This is a genomic window from Pedobacter nyackensis (assembly GCF_900176505.1).
Taxonomy (GTDB): domain Bacteria; phylum Bacteroidota; class Bacteroidia; order Sphingobacteriales; family Sphingobacteriaceae; genus Pedobacter; species Pedobacter nyackensis.
This window is the reverse complement of record NZ_FWYB01000003.1, coordinates 197,526-218,806: the sequence shown is the minus strand read 5'-3', so window position 1 is coordinate 218,806 and position 21,281 is coordinate 197,526. Positions and strand designations below refer to the sequence as shown.

The window sequence follows — 21,281 nt, the reverse complement described above, 5'->3', positions numbered from 1 at the left end:
TCCTTCCCAGGCATTGTGCACATTGGTTGCACGGCTAGGCTCAGCTCCTCTTGCATTTTACTCTCGGATTCTGTCCTACCCTCATGCAAGCAGTTCTCTAATGTGTTTCCGCTGTAAACGCTTTACCATAAACTTTATGTTTCCTTTGCCATCCTAACATTTAGTCCTTCCCATTCTTGCGGTACTACGACTTCGGCTGACTTCTGAATACCCCATAATCCGTCTCCGGAAAATGTTTCCTCGCTTACATTCGCGCATGTATTTGACAGATTGTATTCAGATCTCCCAGGGTAAGACAATCTACTTTCTATGGATGTAGCCCCTGTATCTACGTAATAGTATCCTTGCAGTATTGGACTTCTGTTTGTATTGCAACATCATCCACACTATCCCGCCTTATATACAGTTCCTCTTCGTGGGCTCCCATATTTGCCGCCGACTTCCTTCAGATTCGCAGTCACCCACGACACCCTTGTCTTTAGCTAACACTTCCTACTGCTAAGCGTGTTCGGGATTCACACCCTATAGTCGATTGCCATGCCTGGCACACAACAAAAAAACCAGGACAAGTCCTGGTTTAAAAAGATATGGTCGTGATGCTTAAATTAATTCAACATCCGAGTACATAAACGTAAGTCCTATTAACTCACAACGGTATCGTCGGTCTCTCTGGCAATAACGTCGGCTATTGAAGTCTGTGCCAATACTTTTAATGTAGCATCCCTGACATCAATAAATGTTTTTCTGATGCCACATGTCACTTCATCGTGACATTCATCACATTTACGGTAAAATTTTAAACTGGCGCATGGAACCATTGCTATTGGTCCGTCAGTTATACGAAGTATATCAGCCAAATAAATATCCTTTGGATCCTTATTCAAGCTATATCCCCCCCCTGCACCTTTCTTACTATATAAATAGCCTGCATTACGCATATCCAGCAGAATCTGCTCCAGGAACTTCCTTGGAATCATTTCTTGCTCTGCCAGCCTTACTATTTGCATAGGAGGATTTTCTCTGTTCTTACCAAGAGCAACCAGTGCCTTTATTGCATATTTCGTTTTCTTAGACAGCATACTAGCAAAGCTAAGAAAAGATTTACGTATTTGTAACAGATCCTAAAGTTTGAGAATGATTCATCTCTCTACACATTGTGGAATAATGCTACAATTTTCAAAAGCAATAAAACTCATAAATAGCTGATTAAAAGATAAATACAAATAAAAACCATTTTTGGCACTATTCTGTACTATACCTTATCGTAACTAATTAGAATAAAATTTAAAAATTATAATTATGAAAAAGATCATTTTATCAGCAGCGTTCCTGGCATTTGCAGGATTAACCACAGTAAAAGCAAGCGAAATCAAAGTTCCAGTTGTAATTAGCACACTTCAAGATAGCGTAACAAAAACGCCGGTTGAATTGAAAGACCTACCAGATGCTGTTAAAAAGACCCTATCATCTGACAAGTATAAAGAATGGATTCCAACTGCATCGTTTTTGGTAACAAAAGCAGATAAATCCGAATATTATCAAATTGACGTTAAAAAACAAGAAGAAACTGCTTCATTGAAAGTAGGAAAAGATGGTGTGATAATTGAATAATCTATATATCCCTTAATAAATAACAATTTTTAACACCTTACGAAAGCCGGATTTGTTCCGGCTTTCGTATTTTTGCTATATTCTGAAGCGAAATCCCTATGGCAAAAATACTCATCATTGAAGACGACTCGACTTTCTCACAGGTACTGGAAGGCTTTCTTGCAAAAAATGGCCATGAACCATCTGTTGTAAATGATGTGAAAAAAGCTTTCAAGATAACAGATCAGGAAAAATTTGACTTGTTACTCATCGACTATCGCTTACCGGATGGCACAGGGTTAGATATTCTATCGCATGTACTTGAGAAAGGATTAGTACAACCGGTGATTATCATGACCAGTTTTAATGATGTGAGAACAGCTGTTAAATCCATACAGCTCGGTGCTTTCGATTACATTACAAAGCCTGTTAACCCAGATGAGCTACTCATGCTTATAAAAGATGCACTGGGTAAAAAAGGAAAAGATAAATCCGAACCATCCGTTGAGCATGCTGATGCGATAAAAGGAAAAAGTGCTATTGCTGATAAACTTTACGAACACATTAACCTGGTAGCTCCGACCGACATGTCGGTCATTATACAAGGAGAAAGTGGTACGGGTAAGGAATATGCCGCCAGATCATTACACATGCAAAGTAACCGAAGTAATAAGCCATTTGTGGCTATTGATTGTGGTGCATTATCAAAAGATCTTGCCGCAAGCGAATTATTTGGTCACTCGAAAGGAGCCTTTACCGGTGCTTTAACTGATAAAAAAGGTCAGTTTGAAGCCGCAAACGGGGGCACCTTATTTTTAGATGAGGTAGGTAATTTAAGCTATGAAGTTCAGGTTAAAATGCTTCGTGCGCTTCAGGAGCGGGTTATCCAACCAGTTGGCAGTACCAAAACGATTAAGGTCAATGTAAGAATTATTACAGCTACGAATGACGACCTTAAAACGAGTGTTGCAAATGGATCATTTAGAGAAGATCTTTATCACCGCCTAAATGAATTTAAAATCCAACTACCTGCGTTAAGAGAAAGAGGAAAGGACATTGAACTCTTTATTAACCATTTCATAAAACTATCTAATGAGGAACTGAACCGTAACGTGCAGCACATCTCGGCAGAAGCCAAAGACCTTTTGCTGCAGTACGACTGGCCCGGTAATCTTAGAGAATTAAAAAATGTAATAAAGCGAATGGTTTTATTAACCTCTTCTGATACCGCAGCGATAGATTCCCTTCCTGAAGAAATGATTATTTCTGTTAACCAGGCACCCCGAACCAGCACATCAGACCTTAAAGCTATTAATGAGGTAAACGAAAAGGCCATGATTATTGAAACGCTGGTTAAAGTCAAATACAATAAATCCAAAGCTGCAAAACTGCTAAATATTGACAGGAAAACGTTGTACAGCAAAATGGAACGTTACGATATTGAATAAACCTTTTATTTTTTAAGTTGCGCTAATAGCAAGTCCAGCTGTTTGAGCAATGTGTTAATGCCGTACTTTTTATGTTCATCTAAGCCTTCGGATGCCAGTTGCATTTCCATTAACCTAAACGCCGAAGCCAGCTTTTTTGCACCGATCTGGGCTATTCTTCCTGCCACCCTGTGCATAAGCAACCTCAATGAAGCCTGATCATTTTGAATCATCGCCTCCTGAATTTCACCACTGTCGTTTAAACTATCGGCTCTAAATCTTATAAGTATACGCTGTAACTGTTCTTCATCGTCAAACGTCATTTTCTTTAGGCCGGTCAAATCCAGCTCCACCTCCTCTTGATCCTCATCATGATCCTCCTCTTTATACCGGACCTGACTAAACACGGATAAAAGTTCTTCTTCTTTAAAAGGCTTCATCACCAATCCATCGAACCCATTATTTAAGAGAAACTCGCGTTCATCGGGTAAAACCTGAGCGGTAATCGCAAAGATCTTTACTTCATCCCCCAGTCTTTCTCTTAATAATCTACAGAGTGTTATTCCATTCATTTCAGGCATACGCATATCCATGAGGATGTACTTTACTGCCTTGTCCCAATCGGTTGCCAGCAATTGAGCAGGGGAGTTAAATAACTTTGCATCAATCCCGTGTTTTTGAAAGATGATTTCACACAGATCAAGAATTAGTTTATCGTCATCAACTACCCAAGCCTTTACACTAGATAGATCCGGAACAATGACAGGACTTTCATCCTGGGGCGCTAAGGCTGCTTTAAATGTGAGGTAAACTGTAAAAACACTACCCTCACCTTTTTTACTTTTTACATATATCCTTCCCCCCTGCTCTTCAATTAGCGATTTAACAATTGTCAGCCCCAAGCCTGCTCCGGCCTTATTTATCTCTTCATTCTCCAGGGTATTGACCTGCTCAAACTCGTTAAATATCTGCTGGCTTTCGACTTCGGTCAGCCCAATTCCGGTATCTTTCACCATAAAAGTAAAATGAAAGCGATCGCCCTGTTTTTTGTAAAATGCAGAAAGTGTTACCTCTCCTTTTGTGGTAAATTTGATCGCATTACCTAAAAGATTGTACAAAATCTGCTTCAATCTAAAGGGATCACCTTCCATGTACTTTAGCTCCGGGAGATCAAATTCGGCAACCAGCTTAAGTGATTTATTTTCGGCCTGGGCACGCATTACAGAAACCACTTCGTTTAAAAGTTTAGCCATATCAAATGCCTTGTCGGAAAAGGTGAACTTGCCCGAAATAATACGGTTATAATCCAATACCTCATTAACAATCTGTAACAAATGCTCTGAAGATTGATATATTGCCTCAATATCCTTTTTTTGAGGATGTTCCTGCTTTCTGATGATTTCGGAGTATCCAATAATAGACTGCAGGGGCGTTCTGATCTCATGGCTCATATTAGAAAGAAACCTTTGCTTAGCCATCCCATGATACTCTGCTTCGTCTTTGGCTTTTTCCAGTTCAGCACGGTACTTGTTACTGCGGGTAATGTCTGTTAAAATGAAATAGAGTAGCAATACCGTTAAAAAGAAAAATACCAGCATAATAATACTGATGGTACTGATGCCGGTATTCACCACGTTTTTTGCTTGAATACCATTTAACTCAATCTGTGCCACCACTTCACTTTCTACTTTCCTGAGCACATCAAGCATCTGACTAACCAACCGATTATTGGCATCTGTTAAAATGGCTTCCCTGGTTAAGAAACTTTCATTTTTAATCCGCTGCTCCTGTTCAATTACCTTTAATGATTTTTCCAGGCTTCTGGACATCCGGTCTTCAGCCGATAAGGCGATGGTATCTCTTTTTACCTTTTCTTCATTTACGATTTTGAAGGATTTGTCTTCTTCGTTCGTTCTTTTCCTACCGAATAACTTACCAAAAAAACCTTTTGGTCGCTCTTCTGTAGGGTAAATGGTGGTGGTCGACAATTTTTGCTCAGTGGCAACAATCGTACTATCGGCTTGTTCAGCCCCTCTGGCTACTATTGCACTCAGGTTTTTTACCTGATCGGAAAAGGATCTGTTGTTTACCAGACGCTCTCTTACTCTAAGGTAATTTATAAACTGCTTATCCCTTTCGCTTAGCAGTTTTTTTATGGTTAAAATCCTGGCTAGTTGTATAGAGTCATTTACATATAATCCGGCTAAAGTATCCAATACCCGACGCAATTGCCCCGACTCCTTAAATAGTTCGCTATAATTACCGGGATCATTAAATGCCTGTTTTTTTTGTAACTGATCAAGACTTCCGATTTTTCTGGATATGGCATTTACGACCCTCAACCGTTCACTTGGTGCAGTTATATTCTCTACTGTACCTAACATCTCCTTAAAGGCAGATTTGCTTACGCTCCAGGCCATAAAAAGCGCAAAGCAGGCCAATAGTAAAGCGATAATAATCTTTCCTTTTATGGCTTTAAAGAATCTACTTTCGGATACGTTATTCATTGTTGCTATTTATAAAACGGCAATAACCGGGTTTTAATGCCTCCTTGCTTATAAAAACAAAAAGTATGCTAAAAATGAATTACTGATTAACGGGTTATAACGAGCCCAATGATCTAACTGCTTTTAAAAAATCCCATGGTTTTTTATTTACAGCCTGTTTTTGTTCCTCAATAAGTATACGGGCGAGCTGGGTAATCATGGCGTCGTTTTCACTGATGGTCCTGTCGGCAAGTGCCACCAGTTTTTCCATATTCGAAGGACTCGCAGCATCCAATCCTTCCTTAATGCTTTCTAAACTATTAGGTTCAATCCGAATGTAGTTTTCAGATCTGCCGGCTGAATGAAACAGCTGACGAAGAAAGAAATCACTGGTCTCTGCCACACCGCTCATCATGATATCCAATATTGCAGGTACAACGGCCATCGCACTACTCTTTTTGAAGTAATCGTAGTCGTACGACCTTTTGGAGCGGCCGGTTCCCAGGGAGACTAAAAAGATGTCATTGATCCTGGTTTGGTTATATGCTTTTGTAACTTCGATTAATCCACTTAAAGCAGGATTTGTAGCGAATACTCCTCCATCCAGCAGTGGATAACGCACATTGGCCAGTGAGTGGATCTCTGCTACACTGAAATAAGTTGGAGCAGCAGATGTAGCACGGCAAACATCCTTTAAATAAAAGTCGCGGCTATCGCCTCTGGTGATGGCATTTTGCTGTCTGAAAAAGTGTGTTTTCCTCAGTTCAATATTATAGGCACTGATGATGCATGGTTTTATGAGCTGGCTGAGTTTCAACTCACCAAAATAGTTTTTCAATACACCTTCAAAAATTGCGCTATTGTAACGTTCTCCGGCAAGCCCTAGTTTTGCCCGAATCCGCTTAAAGAAGCTCATTTTGAAGATATCATTTCCATGTTTCAGATACAGATCCAGTGCTTCTCTTGCAGAAAAGCGTGGTCGTGTCGGGTCTTCCTCTGAAGGGCATAACATCAAGCAAATCAATATCCCTCCGGTACTGGTACCAGCAAAAAAATCAAAATAATCTACAATGGCTGCGTTAGGATTTTTACTTTCCCGTTTTAGCTTTTCTTCAAGCGCCACCAGAATCATTCCTGGAATAATACCTCTTATTCCCCCACCATCTATAGAAAGGATCTTCTTCATAACATAACTAGCGTTGCAGGTAAATATAAAACAAAAAAAGTCAGCAGCAATTGTTACTGATGACTTTCTTTGTTTTAAACTGCAATACTATTTGGAAGATAGTGCTTGATCGAAAAACGTTCTGATTTTTTAGGATTTTTTACAGTGTTTTCCTGCTTACGACCTGAACGATACAGAAACGACAAGCTATATTATCGATTTAGTCCTTACAATCGGTCGGTAAAAAATTAAATCTTCCTTTATCAAAACGAATTGGCATTCCTTTTACAAAATATGATCTGCCTACACTTGTTTCGATCCTACCAACCCCAAGGATCAGCTTACCGTCTTTCTTTAAGAAAGCCAATGGATTTTTATAAATGGTTTTGTTAACTGTTCCAATTTTAAAGGTAAAATCAACGAATAGCGTATCTCCTTTGTAAGCACCTTCAATCGTCCCCTCATTTTTTCCTTTATCAATGTATTTGATCAGCAGATTCCCATTTACATTACCACTAGCCAGGTTATTAATGCTTAAATGAGCCGTATCCTTTTCATCTATTGCGGTAAAACATTCTTTACTAACTACCTTACTCAAGCTATCAATAACTTTCTTATTCTTTTTTTCGACTTGATTACAGCTGAACAATAAAGGCAGAGTTAAGATTGACAAATAAAAGGTTACGTTTTTCATGATACATTTAAATAAATGAACGATTAATTTCTGATTTCTATAAAAATCAAAATAACAGCCATATTGTTTTAAATAATTTAAAAATGACTTCATTCCTTTTCTTTTACCTATATAAATTGCTTTCCGCTGCTGATATTACCTGGAATCTATTGCGTAAATAGAATAACCCAATCGCCGGCTGCAAATCTTACCTTCATTATAGGACCTAAAGCATAAAAAGTTATATTTGGACAGATGAAACTAGCGATGAACCTTATAGGATGGGCGGGAGTGCTGTTCTGCACACTTGGATACCTCTTACTGAGCCTGAAAACCATCAGGCCAGATTCCCTTTCATTCCAGATCCTCAACATTTTGGGAGGGTTGTGTTTAGCACTAAGCGCATTTTATGCGTATGACCTACCTAATGCTACAGCAAACGTACTTTGGATGTCTATCGGTTTATATGCGCTCAGCAGGCAGTTCAACAAGCGGATCCGTAAAACGTCCTAAAGGAGGGATAGACAATACTTCATATGCTTTTTGCTTATAATATTCCAGCCGCTCTAAGTATGCTTTACCATCACTTTGCATAGAAAGATAGAAATAAGCACCATCAACAAGTACAAAAATAAAGTCAGCAGCAACCTGAGGATTATCAATGCTGGTCAGAGACCGCGCATTACATTGCTCTATCATAACCGCGAGTCCTTTTCTAAGTGCATCAAGTATAAGCCTATATTTTAACTTGATCTTTTTCTCTCTAAAAGCAAGCGCATAAAAGGTATAGAACAGCCCATCGTCAAAAAGAAGATTCCATTTCTTAGAGAAAAGCATTTCAATTGTGCGTTGCAGATCCTCAATAGTTGCCTCTCCCTTATGCTTATTCGTATAAATCGAAAGATATCGTTCCAGTATATAGTCAATCAAACCATAGGTTAGATCTTCTTTTGTCTCAAAATAATGAATAATCAAGCTGGGATTGATATCCATCACCTTAGCGATTTTGGCTATAGATGTATTCTCATATCCCTCTTTCTTTGCTACTTTATAAAATACCTGAATGATCTCCTGGCGTCTCGTTTCCTTTAGACTTTTGCGTCCCATCGTGCTGTTAATTTGGTCGCAAACTAATAAAAATCAGATAGATTTCATAAAATATTTTTCCAATTAATTGAATGAACATTCAATTAATATTTTAATCAGTTCTTAACCTCACCTTAATAAGACATGCCGAATTTAGCGGCGCTGAAAAAATTATAGCAATACAAATCACACAAACAAACTATCAATCAAAATGGGAAAAAACTACTCTACACGTGCTATTTACTATCTAAATTCTGCAAGTGGGGCTTTTGAAAGTTCAGGCGAGTTAATAAGACTCGGAAAAATTTTGCAAATTTATTTTCAATAGATTGAATGAACATTCAATTAATATTTTAATTTAGTACTTAACTAAACAACCTGTAACCAAATCAAACAAAACTAATTTTTAATCAAAATGAAAAGAAAACTACTCTGGATGTTCTATCTCCTGCTCATCTCCGCTAGCGGTTTTGCGCAGAGTATCACCGTCAAGGGCGTAGTCTCCGACGCAAAGACTAAGGAAACAATTCCTGCAGTTAACATCAGCGTGAAAGGGACTGGCCTGCACATCGCTACCAATGGCAGCGGAACTTATGCACTCAATAACGTCAACAACAACGCTATCCTGATTTTCTCCTATATAGGATACAAGCAGCAGGAAATTGCTGTAGCAGGCAGGAATACCATCAATGTTCAGCTAGATACAGACTATGCCAACCTGGACGAAGTAATGGTAGTCGGCTTTGGTACCAAGAAAAAAATCAACGTTGCAGGTGCCATTGACCAGATCTCCGGCAAAGCACTTGAATCAAGACCGGTAGCCAACGTGATGCAGGCCTTACAGGGCATTAGTCCTGGCCTAAACATCACCTATGCAGGCGGCGCTCCGGGAAGCGTACCCAATATCAATATCCGGGGCTTTACATCTATTAACGGTGGCGCTCCGCTTATTGTTATCGACGGTATTCCAGCCACGAGTAACGATGATATGCTTCGTTTGACACCTTCCGACATTACCTCTATTACAGTATTGAGGGATGCAGCATCTTCGGCCATTTACGGTGCCAGAGCAGCATTTGGAGTCATATTAATAACCACAAAACAAGGTGTAGCCGGTAACAATGTAATCAGCTATAATAGCTTTTATTCAAGCGCAAAGCCAACCTTACTCCCTAAACCGGTAACAGATCCTTATATCTTTTCCCGAATATTGGAGATCTCTACCGATAACACGCCATGGGACTACGTGAACTATTCTGATGAATATTACCGTTGGGCAAAAGAAAGATCTGATAACCCTTCAATACCTGATACACGTTTGAATCCAGCTGACCCTACAAGGTGGGAATACATGGGGGCCAACGATTGGTATAGCTACTTCTTTAACAATGCCAGCGTATCCAAAAGCCATACACTTACCTTTTCGGGAGGGGCTTTGATGAACGAAAAGCCTCTTACTTATTACCTTTCTGCTGATTATGCCAAAGATAATGGTTTGAATAAACTTACTGCCGACTATTGGGACCGTTATGGTCTGAGATCGAAAGTAGGCTTTTCTCCTCTTTCCTGGTTAAAGATTGACAATAACCTCAATATATATCAGACCAAACGTGCCGTTCCAAACGCAAGTATAACCGACCTGTACTATCTGAGGCCAACAAGTGTGGCTAAAAACCCTGATGGTAGTTGGGCCAATAGCGACGCGGGAAGACTAGCTGCCAGGTTAGTGGATGGTGGAGAAAATCGTTCTAGTATGTTTGGTTTCCAAAATATTACAAGTGCAACAGCCTCATTTTTAAATGGCGATTTGCAGGTAACTGGTGATGCCTCCTTTAAACGCGAACTATGGAAGTTCCATAGTGATAGTAAAAAATTCAAAATTGGTTTTGGCCCTAATGATATCCGAGAAGAAGGTGGAACAGGATCGGTAACGGAAAACAATTCTTCTCTGTATTATAACGCTTTTAACTTATATACCACCTATAAAAAAACAATTGGCGATCACTTCATGAGTGCCATGGTTGGATTCAATAGTGAAGATTATAATTATTCCTCAATCAATGCCTCTAAGAGTGATTTGATATCTTCATCGGTTCCTTATATCTATCTAACCAGTGGTACTGCTTCAGTGGGGGGTGGTTATTCAGCCTATGCTACGAACAGCGTTTTCTCCAGATTAAACTATACGCTTAAAGAAAGATACATCTTAGAAGCGACCGCAAGATATGATGGGTCATCCCGATTCCCAGTACAAAGACGCCTGGGATTATTTCCATCTGCATCTGCAGCCTGGATAGCAAGTGCTGAGGAGTTCTTTAAACCACTTGCGCCAGCCGTATCTACCTTTAAATTGCGTACTTCGTATGGTGATCTGGGGAATCAGAACGTTGGTAACTTTGATTATATCCAATTACTGAAACCAGGCGGCTCCGGCTACCTGATTGGTGGAAATGGACAGAATCAAATAATTCAAGGTGCGCCAAATTTATTTGTAGACCCGAATACCTATACATGGGAAAGGGTATCTACATTAAATATGGGTACGGATATTGGTCTTATGAATGACCACCTTTCTCTAACTTTCGATTATTATATCCGCAATACAACGGGGATGCTAACAAAAGGAAAATCCGAGCCGGCCGTATTGGGCACCCCTGAACCTCGCCAAAACGCTGCAGATCTTCGTACCAAAGGCTGGGAGTTATCAGTAACCTACAAGAACTCATTTGAGTTGGGATCGAAACCTTTTAACTTTGATGCAAAAATCTTCCTTGCCGATTCAAAAACTAAAATCACCAAATTCGCAAATCCGCAGGAATTATTTTCAGACTACCGTGTTAATCAAACTATTGGCGATATCTGGGGCCTAGAAAATGATGGTGTTTTCCGTAACAAGCAAGAAATTGCCGCTTTAGACGAATCCGCTATTATTCCATGGGGAGCGCTTTCTATTATTGAAGGCTGGCCTAAATACAAAGATCTTAACGGAGATGGAAAAATCGAAAAAGGCTTATCCGCAAAGGACCCAAAAGACTTGAAGATCATCGGAAACAGTGCTGATCACTATTCAATTGGTGCCAACCTGAACATGGACTGGAAAGGATTTGATCTTTCTGTCTTTCTTCAAGGAGTATTGAAAAGAGATTTCTATCCTCATCACTACCTTTTCTGGGGACCTTATCAGCAGCCTTATGCAAACGTATACCCTTGGAATCTTGACTTTTATCGTGGTGCAGCAGATTCTCCGCAGCAAAGAGCAAAACATTCAGCTTCCTATATAGCTGCAGGTCTTGCCGATGCGAACGTTAATTCCCAATATCCTGTGCTACAATCCTGGCTTGCCGATGCAAATTATGGATCCGGACTTGATATTCCCCAAACGAAATACCTTTTAAATGGTGCTTACCTGAGAATCAAAAACGTTTCAATAGGTTATACTTTCCCAACAAAGTGGACCAAAAAAATTAATGTAAACCGTCTGCGTTTGTTCGCAACAGGAGAGAATCTATACGAGTTTTCATCAATCAAAAAATTCATTGATCCTGAAGCAGTTAACCAGGGACCAAGCGCATGGGCATACCCTTTCCAGCGCAGATATGCATTTGGTATAAACCTCGACTTCTAAAAAAGATTCAAACATTCAATTCGATAGTCAAATGAAAAAGCAATTATATATTATATTAATAGCAGCGCTGAGCACGTTTTCGGCCTGTAAGAAGGGGGGGCTGGACCGTTTTCCCCAAGACGCCATCGCACCAGAGATTTTCTTAAACAATGAAAGTGACCTTTCGCTGTATGTTAACGGATTATTGTCACAACCTGACCAGAGCAGTTACCTTAACGATCAAAGTAGCGACAACGTAGCCACCACTGCTGCAGTTGAGGTAAAAAATATCATGGGCGGAAATGTAAGCGCACAGAACCTTACCACAGGCTGGACCTGGACAAGATTGCGCAACATCAACTGGTTTTTAGAAAACTATAGAAAGGCACAGGTTACTGAAATCGTAAAGAACCACTATGCCGGACTTGCGAGATATTACCGTGCTGAATTCTATCTGGATAAAATGAAGCGTTTCTCTGATATACCATGGTATTCAGGCACACTTAATCCAGGAGATAAAGATCTGTACAAAGGACGTGATCCAAGAGCGTTAATTGCGGACAGTATTATGGCCGATTTAGATTTTGCCTATAAAAATGTTAAAGAAGCAGTTCCAGTAGGAACCCCAGGCAAATGGGCAGTAGCAGCTTCTTACGTTCGTGCAGCGCTTTACGAAGGCACATTCCGTAAATACCATAATGAACTAAACTTAGCCAGCTCTGCAAATACTTTTTTGCAAACTGCAGCAAAAATCTCAGGAGAGATTATCGCTTCTAATAAATTTACCATTTACAACACAGGAAAACCTGAGCAGGATTATGCAGCCCTGTTCTCCAGTCAGGATCTAACTAGCAATAAAGAAGTTATCCTGGTGAATATATTTGACCAGAGTAAAGGCAAAGGCCAGAACTTAAACGGTTATTTATTTGGAGACTACGAACAGGCACCGGCAAAAGATCTTCTGCAAACCTATCTGATGAAGGATGGAAGCCGTTTTACTAGTCTACCAAACTATGCACAGATGAGCTTTGTAGAGGAATTCAAAAACCGTGATCCACGTTTATCACAAACTATCGTATATCCAGGATGGATCAGGGTACCCAATGCTACCCCTTATGTTCAAAGCTTAAATAAAAAATTTACGGGCTATCATCAATTAAAAGGGTTTGTGAACAGCACAGACAATGCTATCTTAAACGGAGTGGATTTTCCGGTGTACCGCTATGCTGAAATATTGCTAAATTATGCTGAAGCCCTGGCAGAACTGGGTACCCTAACCCAATCGGATCTTGACAAATCGGTGAATCTATTACGAAAAAGAGCTGGCTTGCCGGATCTTAATCTCGCTGCAGCAAACGGAAATCCAGATCCGATATTAGTACAGCAATTTCCTGATGTGAGTGGAAGTATTGGTGTGATTCTGGAAATCAGAAGAGAGCGACGAGTAGAGTATGCTTTTGAAAATATGAGATACGATGATCTGATGCGCTGGAAAGCAGGTAGATTACTAACTAAGAGTCCGGAAGGCATGTACTTTGCCGGATTAGGGAAATATGACCTTACTGGTGACGCTATTGAAGATATTATCCTCATTGATAGATCTCAAACTATTCCAGCCGAAGATCAGAAAGAGAAAAACGCTCTTGGAGTAAAGCTCATATATTACCGTACTGGCGCATTTGATACCGACGCAACAGTATATTTGAAAAACGGAACCAGTGGAGGTAACATTGTTACAGAGAATATCATCCGTAAATTCGAGGAACCAAAATACTACTACCGCCCTATTCCTCAACAACATGTGACTTTAAACCCTAACTTAAAACAAAATTTCGGCTGGTAAATATGAAAGAAATAAAAAGAAGGTCTTTATTAAAGGCTATAGGATTATCCGCCGGAGCGGTATTAACTGGATCACTACCTACAATAGCTTCGTCAGTTATAGAACCGACGAAGTCAAAGGATAAAAAAGCAGTGCTAACGGTAGCACACATTACTGATGTACATATCGCATCAGGTTCACAGGCACCGGAAAGATTTAAGGAGTGCTTAAAGCACATTATCAGTAAGCACAAACCAGACTTCTTTCTAAATGGAGGCGACTCAATCATGGATGCTTCTTACGATAATGTGGTTCGTGATCAGGTTACTCAACAATGGGGCATTTGGGATGACTGTACCAAGATTATAGAAAAATACGAATTACACAGCTGTCTTGGCAACCATGATATGTGGTGGAAGGCTCCGGCCAAAACTGATGAAATGTATGGAAAAGATTATGTTGTTAAGCGCTTAAAGATTCCTAATCGCTATTATAGCTTTTCTAAAAAAAACTGGCACTTCATCGTATTAGATAGTAACAACAGTAAAGTCTCATTAGATGACGAGCAATATAACTGGCTTGAGGAAGATTTGAAAAAACTACCTGCCGGTACGCCAACACTACTGATGTCGCACTACCCTATTTTAGGAACTACCCAGGTATTGGTTGGTGGAGGCCATTCAGACTGCAAAAAACTGAAAGACCTTTTCTACAAACACCGCGATAAAGTAAAGATCTGTCTGAGTGGGCACAACCATTTATCCGATGATACCAGCTATAACGGTGTACACTACTGTTGCAATGGTTCAATGAGCGGCTTCTGGTGGGGAAAGGGAGACAATGAGTCGGCCGGACCAGGATATTACCTGGAGACGCCTCCAGGCTATGCTATTCTCAAAATGTATGCAGATGGAACAGTGGAGAATGAATACCATCCACATCATTTCTAATCATTTTCAATAAAAAATAAAATTCTCACCTGAGTCTGCTTGCAGACCAGGTGTTTTTTTTGGCATAAAACTATTCGATTCTGCTTTTCCTGGACGGTTTTAATTTCTTTTTAAAAGCAAAAACCCGCTCTACTTATCGTAAAGCGGGTTTGTAGCCCGTAGGGGAATCGAACCCCTGTTTCCAGAATGAAAATCTGGCGTCCTCACCCCTAGACGAACGGGCCATTTTGTAATGGCGACTCACATTGCTGCTTATGCCTTACTTTGGTAGCGGGGACCAGACTCGAACTGATGACCTTCGGGTTATGAGCCCGACGAGCTACCAACTGCTCCACCCCGCACTATATACAATTTCGTTAGTGTTTGTTAAATCCTTAACTCTTCTTCCGAATTGGAATGCAAAGATATAATTCGTTTCTTTGTGGTGCAAATTTATTTTAAAAAATATTTTAATGTCGCATAAAGCAGGTTTTGTAAGTATCATAGGTAAGCCCAATGTGGGTAAATCAACCTTAATGAATGCCCTGGTGGGCGAAAAGCTTTCTATCATCACTCCAAAAGCACAGACTACACGTCACCGTATTTTAGGAATTGTGAACGAAGAGAGCTATCAAATAGTTTTTTCTGACACGCCCGGCATCATAAAACCGCGTTACGGACTACAAGATTCTATGATGAGTTCTGTAAAAGGAGCGCTTACAGATGCGGATCTGATTTTGTTTGTTACAGATATTAATGAACAACATGATGAGAACGATGTATTAGAAAAGATCATCAATACCACCATCCCAATGATCGTACTGATCAATAAAATTGATAATGCTACGCAGGAACAGGTTGAAGAGAAAATCGCCTACTGGCAAGAACAATTAAAGCCAAAGCACATCTTCGCGATCTCAGCTCTTCACCAGTATAATCTGGATGGGATCATGAAAACGGTACTTGAGTTCTTACCGGAGCATGCTCCTTTCTATGATAAAGAAGATCTTACAGATCGTAATCAAAGATTCTTTGTTTCTGAAATCATCCGCGAGAAGATCTTTAACAACTATCAGAAAGAGATTCCATACAGTACTGAAGTAATCATTACTTCGTACAAAGAGGAAGAAACCATCACGCGTATTAGTGCAGAAATTATTGTAGAGCGCGATTCTCAAAAGAACATTCTTATTGGTAAAGGCGGCGCCAGCTTGAAAAAAGTAGGCATGGAAGCCCGTAAAGACATAGAGAAGTTCCTGGATCAGAAAGTTTTTCTCGAGACCTTTGTAAAAGTTATCCCTGATTGGCGCAGTAAAAAGAACTACCTTAAAAGCTTCGGTTACGAGTAGTATATTTTTCTTTTTGTTGCTAACTTGTTCGTAAAACATAAAAACATGAGAAAACTACTTTTATTTATTGCTCTTTTAAGCACAAACATTGCTTTTGCTCAGGAATCCAATAACGATAAAAAGCTATGGGCATCCTCAATTCTCAACCAAAAAGCACCCGAGCTTGTAGTCGAGAAATGGGTATCAGCTCAGCCAAAAACGGAAGGAAAGTTTGTATTAATTGACTTTTGGGCCACCTGGTGCGGTCCATGCCGGGGATATATCCCTACTTTAAATAGTTTTCATGAGAAATTTGGTGATCAGCTGACCATCATCGGTTTATCAGATGAGCCAGCAGAAACAGTTGAAAAATTTGCAAACCCAAAAATTAACTACAGTGAAGCAATTGATACCAAAGCAGTATTGAAAACTGAATTAAAAGTTAAGGGCATCCCACATATCATACTTATCAATCCAAAAGGTGTGGTCATTTGGGAAGGCTTCCCACTACTCGAAAATCACAAGCTTACTGAAGATGTACTAAAAGCACTTTTAGAAAAGTATAAATCATAATTTAATTACGCTGGTTAATTGCATTCGAAGCAATTAACCAGCGTAATTATGCTCTACCCTAGTCCACAGAAAACTAAAACCAACCATATCAATGGGATTGTGTATCTTTGTGGCTTTTAAAATATTCGTATAAAACACCCATGGCAAATATTATTGCAATTGTCGGAAGACCTAACGTAGGCAAATCTACCCTTTTTAACCGCTTAACTGAGAGTCGTAAAGCTATTGTTGATGATTTCAGCGGGGTAACGCGCGACCGTCACTACGGTTCAGCAGAGTGGACAGACAAACAGTTTACCGTTATCGATACCGGAGGCTATGTAGCCAATTCGGAAGATGTATTTGAAACTGCGATCCGCGAACAGGTGGTTATTGCCATAGAAGAAGCCACTGTGCTTCTATTTATGGTTGATGTGACCACAGGCATTACCGATCTTGACGATGAGATTGCACAATTACTTAGACGCAGTAAAAAACCTGCATTTGTTGTTGTAAATAAGGTAGACAATACCCAATTACAAAACGACGCAGCTGTATTCTATGGCTTCGGCCTTGGAGAGATCCATCCTATATCTTCTATGACCGGATCTGGAACAGGAGATTTATTGGATGAAGTGATCAAACACTTTGAAGATATTCCTGAAGAAGAAAACACATTACCTAAGCTTACTATCGTAGGTAGACCAAATGTTGGAAAATCATCTCTGATCAACGCATTGATCGGGAAAGAAAGAAACATTGTAACCCCTATCGCAGGTACAACAAGGGATTCTATTCATATTCACTACAATCAATTCGGGCACGAATTTATGTTTATTGACACTGCAGGTTTACGTAAGAAAACCAAGGTAAAAGAAAACATCGAGTTCTATTCTGTTATGCGTACCATTAAGGCGCTTGAAGAAGCTGATGTAGTTGTCTTGATGATCGATGCAATGGAAGGTTTGGAATCACAGGATGTGAACATTTTCCACCTTGCTGAAAAGAACAAAAAAGGTATCGTGATTTTGGTGAACAAGTGGGATTTGGTAGAAAAGAACAGCAAAACAGTAAATGTTTTCGAAGAGCAGATCCGCCAGAAATTACAACCGTTTACCGATATTCCTATCATCTTTACTTCGGCGATAAACAAACAACGTATATTCCAGGCAATTGAAACAGCATTGGAGGTATACAAAAACAGGGGCAAGAAAATCCCTACATCAAAATTAAATGATGTAATGTTGCCAATTATCGAAAAATACCCACCCCCTGCATTAAAAGGTAAGTACATCAAGATTAAATACATTACGCAAATTAACGGCACATCACCAATGTTTGCTTTCTTCTGTAACCTTCCTCAATACATTAAGGAACCTTACAAACGTTTCATCGAGAATAAACTACGTGAGCACTTTGATTTTAGCGGAGTGCCAATTCAAATCTACTTCAGACAGAAGTAATAAAAAACTATTGCAGGCTGGAAACGGCCTGCTTAATCATAGGATCACTTAGGTTTAGTGCCTTATAATAACCGGCATCACCTAAGTGATACTTATACAAAAGCAGCTTAACATCATTATATATAAGTGATTTTGATACGCTCAATTGCTTTTGATCTATAACCACATTCCTATTCTGGGCATACCTCAGTAAATCTTTGTAATCCGTATCAGTGATCGAAAATGAAGCTATACTCTGGTTCAGCATTACCGGATTATACCTGTTGGCCAGCACATCATAAACAAAGTCAAACAGAATTTTCTTAGAAACCAGCGTGCTATAAAACTTGTTATACCCAGCTGTATCGAGTTTAACATATACATCCGGCTGTATTCCGCCCCTTACAATGTTCTTATTTTTTAGCGTGTCCTTTACTGAAGCATTATCTCCAGTCAGCTCACCATCGTTAAAACGATCGTCGATCTCATTCTTATAGGCCGTATATCCCTTTTTATATGATTTCTGAATACTTCTACCGGATGGCGTATAATAACGGGCAATGGTAAGATTTAAAGCAGAGCCATCACCAAAAGGAAATTGTTCCTGCACCAGACCTTTTCCAAAAGAACGTCGACCTATAATTACACCCCGACCCCAATCCTGTACAGCACCCGCAAGAATTTCACTGGCCGAAGCCGAATTCTCATTGATCAGTACAGCAAGTTTCCCTTGTTCAAACTCACCACCACCTGAACTTGTATAATCAGTACGGGGTTCGTGTTTTCCTTCGGTGTAAACGATTAACTTGTTCTCTTCCAATATCTGATTAGCCAATCCTGTTGCTGCGTTCAGATAGCCACCACCATTATCTCTCAAATCCAGTATCAGCTTTTTCATGCCCTTCGATTTAAGGCTTCTGATTGCTTCTATAAAATCTTTATCTGTATCTGCTCCAAACTTACTGATTCTGATATAGGCTGTTTCGGGGTTTAATAAATAAGCAACATCAATACTGCTAACTTTCACCCGGCTACGGTTTACAATAAACACCACCTGTTGTGAATCTCTCGGATGAACGATAGTTAACTTTACTGCCGTTCCCTTCCTACCTCTGATCCGACCGATCATTTGCTCCCTGGGCAAAGCTTTTCCGCTTACCATAAGGGTATCAATTTTTAAGATCTTATCGCCTTGCTTGATTCCCGCCATATGCGCAGGCCCACCTTTTACAACGTTGGTTACCAGCAAAGTATCTTTAAGGATATAATATTCAATACCTATACCTTCAAAATTCCCTTCCAGGTTTTCAGTCATTTCATTGGCTTTAGCCGGCGGAAGATATATGCTATGTGGATCCAGCTCATGTAACAGGCTGTCTATAGGCAAATGGTTTAGAGAGTCGGCATTTACATCATCTACATAATTTCTGTTGATGATATGGATAATTTCGTCAACTTTCTCCGTATGCTCATTGCTGGCAAACTGAACAGGTCGCTGAAACTGAAAGCCCTGATCTTTCAAAAATTTGTAACCAAAAAACATCCCACCTATTAATGTAACTGAATAAGTGAGCGCTATTAAAAGATTATGACAGGTGCTCTTCTTCATGACTAATTCCAGCGTAAAGTTATGAATAAATTATGCTGTTTTTATGCTTATATTTCTTGTTTAACAAGAAAATAACGAATTTTATAAATCTATTCCAGAATTCTATTTACCCTATAACATTACACACGTAGAAAAAAAGAACATGATAAGAATAACCGAGCAAGAATCTAAGTACAATGACATCGACAAAATGTCTGTGCTTGAGATCTTAAAGGACATAAATGAGGAAGACAAACTTGTCCCTCAGGCTGTAGAGAAAGTCATTCCTCAGATCGAAAAATTAGCAACAGCTGTTGCCGACCGCATGGCTAAGGGGGGAAGGTTATTTTATATCGGAGCAGGCACCAGTGGTCGTTTAGGAGTAGTTGATGCTTCAGAATGTCCACCGACCTTCGGTGTTCCCTTTGATTGGGTGGTAGGCATTATTGCCGGCGGTGATATTGCCATCAGAAAAGCAGTTGAAAATGCTGAGGATGATGTGGCACAAGCCTGGGTAGACCTTCAGGAGTACAGCATCAATGAAAAAGATTGCTTAATCGGATTGGCCGCATCTGGCACTACACCATATGTGATCGGCGGCTTGAATACCGCACGCAAAAATGGGATCCTTACAGGATGTATTGTGTGTAACGAGGGCGGCCCTATCGCAGCGGAAAGTGATTATCCGGTAGAAGTTGTAGTTGGACCTGAGTTTTTAACAGGGTCAACACGTATGAAATCCGGAACCGCACAAAAACTGGTTTTAAATATGCTGAGTACTACAGTAATGATTAAACTGGGTAGAGTAAGAGGCAATAAAATGGTGGATATGCAGTTAACCAATGATAAACTGGTTGACAGAGGTACGCAAATGGTAATGCATGAACTAAACATCGACTACGATAAAGCTGCCGATTTGCTGTTACGCTACGGAAGCGTTCGCAAAGCAGTTGAAGCCGGTCAAAATTTATAATTACAAATCCAGACTATGCACGAAATTGAACCTTATTATCTCTGGCGGGATGATTATATAGCGGCAGAAGATGAGCGTTCGCCCTTTTACAACACAGAGTATTCAGAATTTTACTTCGATAAACAACTGTATAATTTTCTTATTCATCCCCAGTGGGACGACTTTGGCTCAGCAACTTTATACCTAAAGGTGCTGTATGTGGACTACGACCGACATTTCACCATCATTGAATTTATTGGTGAGTGGAATGATGCCATAGGAAACGACATTATGCTTTTAAAGCGCGAGATCCTGGAGATGATGATGGACGAAGGCATCAATAAGTTTATACTTATTGGCGAAAACGTACTCAACTTCCACTCTTCAGAAGAGGACAGCTATTACGAAGAATGGTTTCAGGAAGTTGATGATGGCTGGATTACAGGCATTAATTTCCAGCAACACGTCATTGATGAGTTTAAACGCAACAATATTGATTACTATATCAACTTTGGTGGACAGCTTGACGATTTGGCATGGCGCACCTTAAAACCCCTTCAATTCTTTAAAAAAGTTGAAGAAACCCTGACAAAAAGGCTCGGGGCATAGCTTTTGTATAATCAAAACAATTAATACC

General features: G+C 39.8%; 17 protein-coding genes and 2 tRNA genes. 11 read left to right on the top strand and 8 right to left on the bottom strand.

The genetic code is table 11. From position 1 onward, the window contains the following. Window positions 1-641: 641 nt before the first annotated feature. Window positions 642-1,079: an RrF2 family transcriptional regulator gene (locus tag B9A18_RS09060; RefSeq protein WP_084288959.1), complete on the bottom strand. Its 438-nt coding sequence runs from the start codon at window positions 1,077-1,079 to the stop codon at window positions 642-644. A gap of 220 nt (window positions 1,080-1,299) precedes the next feature. On the opposite strand from B9A18_RS09060, the gene B9A18_RS09055 reads away from it, so the two are divergent. Both B9A18_RS09055 and B9A18_RS09050 read left to right on the top strand, forming a co-directional pair. After that, window positions 1,300-1,611, top strand: a complete 312-nt coding sequence (locus B9A18_RS09055) for a hypothetical protein (RefSeq protein WP_084288958.1) — start codon at window positions 1,300-1,302, stop codon at window positions 1,609-1,611. A gap of 98 nt (window positions 1,612-1,709) precedes the next feature. Then, on the top strand, window positions 1,710-3,038 hold the full coding sequence (locus B9A18_RS09050) for a sigma-54-dependent transcriptional regulator (protein ID WP_084288957.1): 1,329 nt from the start codon (window positions 1,710-1,712) through the stop codon (window positions 3,036-3,038). Window positions 3,039-3,043: 5 nt separating this feature from the next. Here the strand turns inward: B9A18_RS09050 and B9A18_RS09045 are convergent, their stop codons facing one another. The 3 genes from B9A18_RS09045 to B9A18_RS09035 all read right to left on the bottom strand — a co-directional run bounded on the left by B9A18_RS09045 (window position 3,044) and on the right by B9A18_RS09035 (window position 7,362). Beyond that, a complete protein-coding gene (locus B9A18_RS09045) occupies window positions 3,044-5,524 on the bottom strand; it encodes a hybrid sensor histidine kinase/response regulator (protein ID WP_084288956.1) in 2,481 nt (826 codons plus the stop codon). A 94-nt stretch (window positions 5,525-5,618) separates the two neighbouring features. Beyond that, a complete protein-coding gene (locus B9A18_RS09040; RefSeq protein WP_084288955.1) occupies window positions 5,619-6,689 on the bottom strand; it encodes a patatin-like phospholipase family protein in 1,071 nt (356 codons plus the stop codon). Between the two features lie 199 nt (window positions 6,690-6,888). Continuing rightward, window positions 6,889-7,362 (bottom strand): hypothetical protein, encoded by a 474-nt coding sequence (locus tag B9A18_RS09035; protein ID WP_084289110.1) that lies wholly within the window; start codon window positions 7,360-7,362, stop codon window positions 6,889-6,891. 234 nt (window positions 7,363-7,596) lie between these two features. Here B9A18_RS09035 and B9A18_RS24970 point away from each other — a divergent pair, with 234 nt between their 5' ends. Beyond that, window positions 7,597-7,854, top strand: coding sequence for a CBU_0592 family membrane protein (locus B9A18_RS24970; protein ID WP_144009440.1), 258 nt, complete (start codon window positions 7,597-7,599; stop codon window positions 7,852-7,854). Here the strand turns inward: B9A18_RS24970 and B9A18_RS09025 are convergent. Beyond that, window positions 7,804-8,448, bottom strand: coding sequence for a TetR family transcriptional regulator (locus tag B9A18_RS09025; RefSeq protein WP_084288953.1), 645 nt, complete (start codon window positions 8,446-8,448; stop codon window positions 7,804-7,806). The two genes, B9A18_RS24970 and B9A18_RS09025, sit on opposite strands and share 51 nt — an antisense overlap. A 394-nt stretch (window positions 8,449-8,842) precedes the next feature. Between B9A18_RS09025 and B9A18_RS09020 the strand changes: the two genes are divergently transcribed. The 3 genes from B9A18_RS09020 to B9A18_RS09010 are packed head-to-tail and all read left to right on the top strand — an operon-like array spanning window position 8,843 to window position 14,803. After that, window positions 8,843-12,052, top strand: a complete 3,210-nt coding sequence (locus tag B9A18_RS09020; RefSeq protein WP_084288952.1) for a SusC/RagA family TonB-linked outer membrane protein — start codon at window positions 8,843-8,845, stop codon at window positions 12,050-12,052. A gap of 31 nt (window positions 12,053-12,083) precedes the next feature. Next, entirely contained in the window at window positions 12,084-13,874 is a 1,791-nt protein-coding gene (locus B9A18_RS09015; protein ID WP_084288951.1) for a RagB/SusD family nutrient uptake outer membrane protein, read from the top strand. Between the two features lie 2 nt (window positions 13,875-13,876). Next, a complete protein-coding gene (locus tag B9A18_RS09010) occupies window positions 13,877-14,803 on the top strand; it encodes a metallophosphoesterase family protein (RefSeq protein WP_200816335.1) in 927 nt (308 codons plus the stop codon). A gap of 152 nt (window positions 14,804-14,955) precedes the next feature. On the opposite strand, the gene B9A18_RS09005 is transcribed toward B9A18_RS09010, so the two are convergent. Further along, window positions 14,956-15,027 (bottom strand) — tRNA-Glu (locus B9A18_RS09005). Between the two features lie 41 nt (window positions 15,028-15,068). Then, window positions 15,069-15,144, bottom strand: a tRNA-Met gene (locus tag B9A18_RS09000). 111 nt (window positions 15,145-15,255) lie between these two features. On the opposite strand from B9A18_RS09000, the gene era reads away from it, so the two are divergent. From era to der, 3 genes are all read left to right on the top strand, one after another. Then, entirely contained in the window at window positions 15,256-16,131 is an 876-nt protein-coding gene (era, locus tag B9A18_RS08995; RefSeq protein ID WP_084288950.1) for a GTPase Era, read from the top strand. A gap of 45 nt (window positions 16,132-16,176) precedes the next feature. Continuing rightward, entirely contained in the window at window positions 16,177-16,683 is a 507-nt protein-coding gene (locus B9A18_RS08990; protein WP_084288949.1) for a TlpA family protein disulfide reductase, read from the top strand. 140 nt (window positions 16,684-16,823) lie between these two features. Then, a complete protein-coding gene (gene der / locus B9A18_RS08985; protein WP_084288948.1) occupies window positions 16,824-18,125 on the top strand; it encodes a ribosome biogenesis GTPase Der in 1,302 nt (433 codons plus the stop codon). A gap of 7 nt (window positions 18,126-18,132) precedes the next feature. Here the strand turns inward: der and B9A18_RS08980 are convergent, their stop codons facing one another. Next, window positions 18,133-19,713: a S41 family peptidase gene (locus B9A18_RS08980; RefSeq protein ID WP_084288947.1), complete on the bottom strand. Its 1,581-nt coding sequence runs from the start codon at window positions 19,711-19,713 to the stop codon at window positions 18,133-18,135. A 142-nt stretch (window positions 19,714-19,855) separates the two neighbouring features. On the opposite strand from B9A18_RS08980, the gene murQ reads away from it, so the two are divergent. Both murQ and B9A18_RS08970 read left to right on the top strand, forming a co-directional pair. After that, a complete protein-coding gene (gene murQ / locus B9A18_RS08975; RefSeq protein ID WP_084288946.1) occupies window positions 19,856-20,665 on the top strand; it encodes an N-acetylmuramic acid 6-phosphate etherase in 810 nt (269 codons plus the stop codon). Window positions 20,666-20,680: 15 nt separating this feature from the next. Further along, window positions 20,681-21,253, top strand: a complete 573-nt coding sequence (locus tag B9A18_RS08970) for a hypothetical protein (protein WP_084288945.1) — start codon at window positions 20,681-20,683, stop codon at window positions 21,251-21,253. The last annotated feature ends 28 nt before the right edge of the window (window positions 21,254-21,281 follow it).

Excerpts from the sequence above, each read along its gene's own strand:
- B9A18_RS08980 (WP_084288947.1), bottom strand. The coding sequence starts at position 19,713 with ATGAAGAAGAGCACCTGTCATAATCTTTTAATAGCGCTCACTTATTCA.
- era (WP_084288950.1), top strand. The coding sequence starts at position 15,256 with ATGTCGCATAAAGCAGGTTTTGTAAGTATCATAGGTAAGCCCAATGTG.
- B9A18_RS09045 (WP_084288956.1), bottom strand. The coding sequence starts at position 5,524 with ATGAATAACGTATCCGAAAGTAGATTCTTTAAAGCCATAAAAGGAAAG.
- B9A18_RS24970 (WP_144009440.1), top strand. The coding sequence starts at position 7,597 with ATGAAACTAGCGATGAACCTTATAGGATGGGCGGGAGTGCTGTTCTGC.
- B9A18_RS09025 (WP_084288953.1), bottom strand. The coding sequence starts at position 8,448 with ATGGGACGCAAAAGTCTAAAGGAAACGAGACGCCAGGAGATCATTCAG.
- B9A18_RS08970 (WP_084288945.1), top strand. The coding sequence starts at position 20,681 with ATGCACGAAATTGAACCTTATTATCTCTGGCGGGATGATTATATAGCG.
- B9A18_RS09060 (WP_084288959.1), bottom strand. The coding sequence starts at position 1,079 with ATGCTGTCTAAGAAAACGAAATATGCAATAAAGGCACTGGTTGCTCTT.
- B9A18_RS09055 (WP_084288958.1), top strand. The coding sequence starts at position 1,300 with ATGAAAAAGATCATTTTATCAGCAGCGTTCCTGGCATTTGCAGGATTA.
- B9A18_RS09020 (WP_084288952.1), top strand. The coding sequence starts at position 8,843 with ATGAAAAGAAAACTACTCTGGATGTTCTATCTCCTGCTCATCTCCGCT.
- der (WP_084288948.1), top strand. The coding sequence starts at position 16,824 with ATGGCAAATATTATTGCAATTGTCGGAAGACCTAACGTAGGCAAATCT.
- murQ (WP_084288946.1), top strand. The coding sequence starts at position 19,856 with ATGATAAGAATAACCGAGCAAGAATCTAAGTACAATGACATCGACAAA.
- B9A18_RS08990 (WP_084288949.1), top strand. The coding sequence starts at position 16,177 with ATGAGAAAACTACTTTTATTTATTGCTCTTTTAAGCACAAACATTGCT.
- B9A18_RS09010 (WP_200816335.1), top strand. The coding sequence starts at position 13,877 with ATGAAAGAAATAAAAAGAAGGTCTTTATTAAAGGCTATAGGATTATCC.
- B9A18_RS09015 (WP_084288951.1), top strand. The coding sequence starts at position 12,084 with ATGAAAAAGCAATTATATATTATATTAATAGCAGCGCTGAGCACGTTT.
- B9A18_RS09050 (WP_084288957.1), top strand. The coding sequence starts at position 1,710 with ATGGCAAAAATACTCATCATTGAAGACGACTCGACTTTCTCACAGGTA.
- B9A18_RS09035 (WP_084289110.1), bottom strand. The coding sequence starts at position 7,362 with ATGAAAAACGTAACCTTTTATTTGTCAATCTTAACTCTGCCTTTATTG.
- B9A18_RS09040 (WP_084288955.1), bottom strand. The coding sequence starts at position 6,689 with ATGAAGAAGATCCTTTCTATAGATGGTGGGGGAATAAGAGGTATTATT.